This is a genomic window from Microbacterium sp. 13-71-7, from assembly GCF_002257455.1.
Lineage (GTDB): Bacteria > Actinomycetota > Actinomycetes > Actinomycetales > Microbacteriaceae > Microbacterium.
Genome location: NZ_NCKN01000290.1, coordinates 1 through 4,323, shown reverse-complemented (window position 1 = coordinate 4,323; position 4,323 = coordinate 1). Strand labels below are relative to the sequence as shown.

The window sequence follows — 4,323 nt, the reverse complement described above, 5'->3', positions numbered from 1 at the left end:
AGCAGCAGCGGCACCGCGTTCTGCGCGGTCAGCTGATCGCCCGTCGCGAGCGTCACAGGACCGGTCGCTTCGAGGAGATATGACAGCGTGACCGGGTCGATCGACAGCACGGCGTCGAAGTTCGTCCCGACGTCCCTCGCCCACCATGCACGGAGGATCCTGACCGATTCCGGCAGATTCGGCACCATCGTGAAGTCGGGCGTGTACCGGCCGATCTTGTCTCCGAAGATGTTGACGGCCTGCGGATCCAGATCCACGACGGGATCCGGGCTGCCCTGGCGCTTGAAGTCGGCGCTGCTCACGACCGTGCCACGCGTGATCGTGCCGTTGTCGACGGTGATCGGCAGGAACTGGGCCGCGTTGCCGCCGAGGCTCCGCGCCTCGGAGTTCCCCTGGAACATCAGCAGGTAGGTGCGGGGGCCCTTGGCGCCGAGGGCATCCGGCAGCACGCTCAGCACCTCGCGCGCCGTGGTCATGGTCGGGCTCAGCTTGGTCAGCTCGGTGTCGAGCTTGGTGACGCCGTCGGCGACCTGGCCGACGAGCTGAGCCTTGTCCACCTTGCGGAGAGCGGCCGTCGCCTTCTGGATCCCCGCCTCGACGGAGTCGAAGGTCTTCGAGAGCGCAGTGATCGACGCGGGGTCGATCCGCCCGTCGGCGATGTTCAGATCGCTCAGCTTCACGCTCGCCGCGGGCCGCACGACGTCGTTCGCGAGTCCGTCCGTCACCTCGGCGACGGTGCGGACCGCGGAGAGGTTGGAGCCGACCATCGGGAGCTTCTCGGCGAACTCCCACTGCCATCCCTTGGTCGCGGCGACGGCCGCCGCCGTCTGGGCCGAGACCGTGCCGGCGCTCTTCGCCGCCGCATCGAGGTCGCCCGCCAGCACGGACTTCTGCACCTGCTGCACGCCGGTCATCGCGGCCTCGAGATGCCCCCTGGCAGACATCGCCTTGTCGTAGACCTGCTTGCCGATGAGCCCGCCGACGACGGCCACCACGACGAGCAGGAGGAACACTCCGCCGACGATCCAGGGCCAGATCCGACGCTTCCGCGCCGCGGGATCCGACGGGCCCGCGTCCGTCTTCTGTGCGCGGAGCTCGCGGCGCGAGGGAGGCGTGCTCATCATGACTCAATTCAATCAGTCGGACAGCTGATGAACTGTCACGGGATGCTCAGGTCCCCGTGTTCCGCTTCATCGAAAGACCGCGTCGACTCAAGAACGGCGGAACAAGCCTCTTATCGCGCTTCTGAGCCGCAGGATCCTGAACGCAGTCATCTCGCGCCAGGTTGTACCGGCATCGGTGTAGGAGCTTCGAAGGCGCGCCCGGCTCGGCCACAGCAGGCGGAACGCAACCCTGATCCGCTGTCGCCACGGGACCAGCGAGAGCGCCTTCCATTGACCAGAGAACACCGAGTCGGCACTTCGCCACGCCCAGTCCTCGGGAACAGTGGCGTCGAGCATCGATGTATCGGCCTCAGGAAAAGCCATCGCCAAAGGTCGAGCGAGGACATAGCCGGCATTCAAAGATCGAGTGAGCCCGATTGTGTCCGGCCCGCCGGCGCGCAATATCCGCGAGGCCTCTTCGATATCGGTTTCTTGGACGTCGCCCCCCAGCGGTCTGAGCAGATGCAACGACGCGATCACGGCATGCAGGGGCACCGTCGGCACGTTGACCTCGACCCCGGCATACTGCCGCTGGTCGGTAGCCGCGAGCACCTCTTCGAAAGCGTCCACCGGTGCCGCAGCGATACCGGGAAATCGTGTGTGGATGTCGATCTCGCAGCCCCAGGAATCGCTCTGCATCGTTATGGAGTGCGAAACCATTGTGCCCTCAAACGGTACGTGCAGCGGCGCCCACCCCCAAGCCTCGAGCGCCGAGCTGAGGCGCCCAGCGTCCTTGGGGCGCGTCCAGCAGTCGACATCACCGGAGTGCTCGCGCACGCGCAATCCCTGCGCATACAAGAGCGGTCCCTTGATGAACACAACGTCGATACTGTTTTCGCGCGCGACATGCTCCACCAACGCGTAGACGAGCTCGTGAAGGGGGGACGACATCCACGGGCCAGAGAGGTGGGCAACCACGGAGTTCTCGGACGGCGAACGTGACGCAAATCCCGCCTCGGCCATCTCCAGAAGCATTGCCTGAGTAGCTGGCTCCTGACCGACGCGGGACGTCACCGATCCGTCAACCAACCTCCGCCAAAGCGCGGCGCCAGCTCCGAACAGAAACCGCGGTTCTCCCGCGCGCGTCGGTATGACGATCAGCTCAAAACCTTGGTCGGCCAGTTCGTGGGTGCGCAGATCTAGCGCGCCATACGCCGTCGCCGCCCAGTCCGTCATGGAACCATACTGGCACCCGTTCTCTCAGACGTCGCACGTGATCATCGCCAGACTGATAACTGACTACGATGGGGCTCGAGGCAACCGCAACGAGGATCTGTCTAGTCGTCCGCCAATCTCCAGGAGAATTAATGCGATTGTCAGTCATCGGCTGCGGGTACCTCGGAGCGGTGCATGCGGCAGCAATGGCGTCTATCGGGCATGAGGTCGTCGGCATCGATATCGATCACCGCAAGATCGACCTTCTCGCATCCGGCGAGGCTCCCTTCTTCGAGCCGGGTCTCAACGAACTTCTTGCTTCCGGTCTGGCATCGGGACAGCTCTCCTTCACTACGGAGATGTCGGAGGCCCGCGGCGCTGACGTGCATTTCGTCGGCGTCGGAACTCCCCAGCAGGCGGAGGGAGATGCGGCAGACCTCAGGTACGTGGACGCCGCGATCGAGGATTTGGTCAGGTACCTTGAACCGGGCGACCTCGTCGTGGGGAAGTCGACCGTGCCGGTCGGGACTGCTGCACGGCTGGCGCCGAGCATTGAGAGCGTCGGCGCAACACTCGCCTGGAATCCCGAGTTCCTCCGCGAAGGGTGGGCGGTACACGACACCATCGACCCTGATCGAATCGTCGTCGGCGTGAAAGAAGGATCCGATGGCCTACGTGCTGTCGACACACTTCGGCGAGTGTTCCACCCGTCGATTGAGAAGCTGACGCCGTTCATCGTCACCGACTACGCGACCGCAGAGCTGGTGAAAGTCTCGGCAAACGCGTTTCTCGCGACAAAGATCTCGTTCATCAACGCAATGGCTGAAATCGCGGAAGCCACCGGCGCAGACGTCACGCAACTGGCGGATGCTCTCGGACACGATACGCGCATCGGCCGCAAGTTTCTCGGCGCCGGAATCGGGTTCGGCGGAGGTTGCCTCCCCAAGGACATCCGTGCGTTCGCCGCCCGAGCGGAAGAGCTGGGTCGCGGCGAGTCCGTCAACTTCCTCCGCGAGGTCGACGCCATCAACCTACGACGTCGTGAGCGCGCCGTCCAGCTCGTGGTCGGAGGCCTAGGCGGAGTCGTGTTCGGCAAGCGCGTCGCTGTTCTCGGCGCTGCCTTCAAGCCTCACAGCGACGATGTACGAGACTCCCCCGCGCTCGACGTTGCAGTACGCCTTCACGGATTGGGCGCGGACGTTGTGATCACGGATCCGGCCGCGATCGAGAATGCGCGAAGGATTCATCCGCAGCTGCACTACGAACAAGACCGCGACGCGGCACTCCAGGGCGCGGACGCTGTCGTCCTCGTGACGGAATGGGACGAGTACCGGCGCCAGCTCGATCCCCAGCATGCGGCCGACCTCGTCCGCGACAGGGTCATCGTCGACGGCAGAAACGCTCTAGACCCCACATCATGGCGCGCTGCGGGATGGGCCTACTTCGGGATGGGACGGCCGTGATCGGGGCGTTCGCCGATCAAACCTGACGTTCAAACCTCCGTCGACTGCTGGAAGGCGCCTCGAGGCGCACCTTCTCACTCCTGTCGTCTGGATCGTCGAGGGCAAGCGAACACGTCCACAGACCGATGACGGCCCACGCCCACACGTTCCATTGATGGGTCGACAGGAACATGCTTGGCATGATCGCAAGTGCGGTCGTGGCATTCCAGACCTTCGACTGCGTTCCGAATGCTCTGTCCTCCGAACGCCGCCACAACGGCACGCCGCCGAGATACGCGCGCAGGATCAGCGGGAAAAAGACGAGGGCCCCAAGCAGACCCACGCCCGCGAGGATCTCTAGAACCCAGGAATGAGCCGGAACCCCTCCGGGTTCGAACAACGTTCCGTATACGCCGGGACCCCACCCGAATAGTGGCAATTCTTGAAATGCGGTCCACGCGCCGTTCCACAGTTCCAGCCGCCCCGAAGCGTCAAGAAGATTCTCCTGCGCACGACCCAAAGTTGCGGAGTCGGAAACAACTCCCGCCCAGGTTCCGAGCAAT

The 4,323-nt window shown here is 64.3% G+C and carries 4 protein-coding genes; 1 reads left to right on the top strand and 3 read right to left on the bottom strand.

Annotation, left to right across the window (positions count from 1 at the left end; all coding sequences use genetic code 11):
* Both B7X32_RS18885 and B7X32_RS18880 read right to left on the bottom strand, forming a co-directional pair.
* A partial coding sequence (locus B7X32_RS18885; RefSeq protein ID WP_292723236.1) for a DUF4012 domain-containing protein occupies nt 1–1,124 on the bottom strand: 1,124 nt, incomplete at its 3' end.
* 87 nt (nt 1,125–1,211) lie between these two features.
* A complete protein-coding gene (locus tag B7X32_RS18880) occupies nt 1,212–2,339 on the bottom strand; it encodes a nucleotidyltransferase family protein (RefSeq protein ID WP_292723233.1) in 1,128 nt (375 codons plus the stop codon).
* Between the two features lie 131 nt (nt 2,340–2,470).
* Between B7X32_RS18880 and B7X32_RS18875 the strand changes: the two genes are divergently transcribed.
* Complete coding sequence (locus tag B7X32_RS18875) at nt 2,471–3,781, top strand: UDP-glucose/GDP-mannose dehydrogenase family protein (protein ID WP_292723230.1); 1,311 nt, start codon at nt 2,471–2,473, stop codon at nt 3,779–3,781.
* Nucleotides 3,782–3,797: 16 nt separating this feature from the next.
* On the opposite strand, the gene B7X32_RS18870 is transcribed toward B7X32_RS18875, so the two are convergent.
* On the bottom strand, nt 3,798–4,323 hold a 526-nt coding region (locus tag B7X32_RS18870; protein ID WP_292723228.1), incomplete at its 5' end, for an O-antigen ligase family protein.

Coding starts and splice junctions, on each gene's coding strand:
- B7X32_RS18880 (WP_292723233.1), bottom strand. CDS start 2,339: ATGACGGACTGGGCGGCGACGGCGTATGGCGCGCTAGATCTGCGCACC.
- B7X32_RS18875 (WP_292723230.1), top strand. CDS start 2,471: ATGCGATTGTCAGTCATCGGCTGCGGGTACCTCGGAGCGGTGCATGCG.